Consider the following 2,263-nt stretch of genomic DNA (forward strand, 5'->3'; position numbering starts at 1 on the left):
TCGTAATCGCCGCCGTCAGCGACGTCTTGCCGTGATCCACATGCCCGATCGTGCCGATGTTGCAGTGCGGCTTGTTCCGCTCGAACTTCGCCTTCGCCATGGTCCTGTCCCGCTATCCCGTCTGTGGCGCTTTCATGGAACGCCGTTGTCGATGCCTGAACGTGGTGAACGTCGCCCGCGGCGTTGGAGCGGGTGACGGGAATCGAACCCGCACAACCAGCTTGGAAGGCTGGGGCTCTACCATTGAGCTACACCCGCGCCGCGCAACGCTGGCCGAACCGGATCTGGCCAGCCGACCCACCCGAAGGCGGAACGACACAGCATCCTATTCCAACGCGCTATCGCCTGGCGGCCGTCCGGCATGGAGGGGGTTGGATTCGAACCAACGTAGGCGAAGCCAGCGGATTTACAGTCCGCCCCCTTTAGCCACTCGGGCACCCCTCCAGAAACTCGGACAAGCCGGCCGGCGAGAGCGCGCGGACTATCCGCATTCGGCCCGCGCTGTCAACGGCGTGCCGGCAGGTAGGCGTGGCCGATTCAGACCTCCGGGCCCTTCGACCCTCCGGTCATCGGACGCACCCGCCGTTTCACGCGGCCGATTCAGACCTCCGGGCCCTTCGGCCCTCCGGTCATCGGACGCTCCTGCAAGTGCGTGCGGCCGATTCAGACCTCCGGGCCCTTCGGCCCTCCGGTCATCGGACGCTCGAGCCAGGCGCGGGTCTCGGCATCGGCCGGGAAGAAGGTCTCGAGCGCCAGCTCGGCCAGGGTGATGTCGAGCGGCGTGCCGAAGACGGTCGTGGTCGAGATCAGCGACAGCGGCCGCGCCAGGCCGGGCACCCGCAGCAGCATCGGCACGGCGATGCCGGCCAGCGCCTCCGGCGGGCGGGGGGAGCTGCGGAAGGGGTAGCGGACCAGCTCCTCCCGGAGGGCAAGGAGGGCGGCATCGCCGGTCTGGGCGATCTGGCGCTGCAGGCGCTCCAGCAGATGGGCGCGCCATTCGCCCAGATTCTCGATGCGGGACGCCAGGCCATCCGGATGCAGGCTGAGGCGGAGCACATTGATCGGCGGCGCGAGCAGCGCCGGCGCGGCCCCTGCCATCAGCGGCGGCACCGCGGCATTGGCGGTGATCAGGTTCCAGTGGCGATCGACCACCAGCGCCGGAAACGGGGCATGCGCCTCGAGCACCAGGTCGATGGCGCGGCGGGCGGCGGCGAGCTCCGGCGCCTCCAGCGAGTGCTCCGCGAAGGCGGGAGCGAAGCCGGCGGCGAGGAACAGCGCATTGCGCTCACGAAGCGGCATGGCGAGGCCCTCGGCCAGCCGGTGCAGGACCTGGCGGCTGGCGGCGGCGCGGCCGGTCTCGACGAAGCTCAGATGCCGGGCGGAGATCTCCGCCTCCCCGGCGAGGTCGAGCTGGGAGAGGCGCCGGCGCTGGCGCCATTCGCGCAGCATGGTGCCGGCGGAAGGACTGGGCTGGGTGCTGGACATGGGCCGGAGGATAGACCGGGACGGTGGGCCGGCCATGACCTCCGAGGTAATCGCGGCCGGCTCCTCCTGCCGCCAGTCTCCGCCCCGTTGGAGCAACCATCGCAGGAGCTGGAGAGCAATGAGCGAGGCACGACGGATCGCGGAGAATTACCTGGCGGCCTGGAACGAGCCCGATGCCGCGGCGCGGGCGGCCCGGATCGCCTGGGAATGGACGGCATCGGCACGCTTCACGGACCCGATGATGGAAGGGGCGGGACAGGAAGAGATCACGGCCATGATCGGGGCGGTGCGGGCGAAGTTCCCGGGCCTCGGCTTCGCGCTGGAAGGGGAGCCCGACGGGTATGGGCGCTTCGTCCGCTTCTCCTGGTCGGCGGCGCCGGAGGGCGGCGCGGCGGTGGCGCGCGGGACGGACATCGTCCGGCTGGATGATGCGGGCCGGATCGCGGAGGTGATCGGCTTCCTCGACGCCGCGCCCGGTGCCTGACGCCCTGCTGGATCGTGTGATTCAGGCTTCTCGGCCGGCCCGGCCTCAAGCCATCACAGGCTTTGCTGGAGCGCGTGATTCAGGCTTCTCGGCCGGCCCGGCCTCAAGCCATCACACGCTGGGCGGCCCCGACGCATCGCCGCTTGCGCCCGGCGCGCGGGTGGTGAGGATGCGGGCATGTCACGCCCCCCCAAGCGACCGGGGCCGCCGAAGCGGCCTGGATCCTTCCCCGACCGCCCCGCCGCCGGACGCCCCGGCGGCAAGCCGCGCCCGCCGCGCGACGGCGACGCGCCG

Annotated in this window: 3 protein-coding genes and 2 tRNA genes; 1 reads left to right on the forward strand and 4 read right to left on the reverse strand. The window is 71.2% G+C overall.

Annotated elements, in window-relative coordinates; genetic code table 11:
• The 4 genes from GXW71_RS34450 to GXW71_RS34465 all read right to left on the reverse strand — a co-directional run.
• The coding region (locus GXW71_RS34450) for a GTP-binding protein (protein ID WP_139372854.1) at positions 1-100 on the reverse strand (100 nt) is incomplete at its 3' end.
• Positions 101-184: 84 nt separating this feature from the next.
• Positions 185-258, reverse strand: a tRNA-Gly gene (locus GXW71_RS34455).
• Between the two features lie 104 nt (positions 259-362).
• A tRNA-Tyr gene (locus tag GXW71_RS34460) sits at positions 363-444 on the reverse strand.
• 219 nt (positions 445-663) lie between these two features.
• The gene (locus GXW71_RS34465) at positions 664-1,485 is read right to left on the reverse strand and encodes a helix-turn-helix domain-containing protein (protein ID WP_246527158.1); all 822 of its coding nucleotides are present in this window, start codon (positions 1,483-1,485) and stop codon (positions 664-666) included.
• A 118-nt stretch (positions 1,486-1,603) separates the two neighbouring features.
• Between GXW71_RS34465 and GXW71_RS34470 the strand changes: the two genes are divergently transcribed.
• The gene (locus tag GXW71_RS34470) at positions 1,604-1,969 is read left to right on the forward strand and encodes a nuclear transport factor 2 family protein (protein WP_211858588.1); all 366 of its coding nucleotides are present in this window, start codon (positions 1,604-1,606) and stop codon (positions 1,967-1,969) included.
• Positions 1,970-2,263: the final 294 nt, after the last annotated feature.

Origin of the sequence: Plastoroseomonas hellenica (assembly GCF_018129085.1) — a bacterium.
GTDB lineage: Bacteria > Pseudomonadota > Alphaproteobacteria > Acetobacterales > Acetobacteraceae > Plastoroseomonas > Plastoroseomonas hellenica.

Bases quoted from the DNA above. Each gene is read 5' to 3' on its own strand.
- GXW71_RS34465 (WP_246527158.1), bottom strand. From the start codon at position 1,485: ATGTCCAGCACCCAGCCCAGTCCTTCCGCCGGCACCATGCTGCGCGAA.
- GXW71_RS34470 (WP_211858588.1), top strand. From the start codon at position 1,604: ATGAGCGAGGCACGACGGATCGCGGAGAATTACCTGGCGGCCTGGAAC.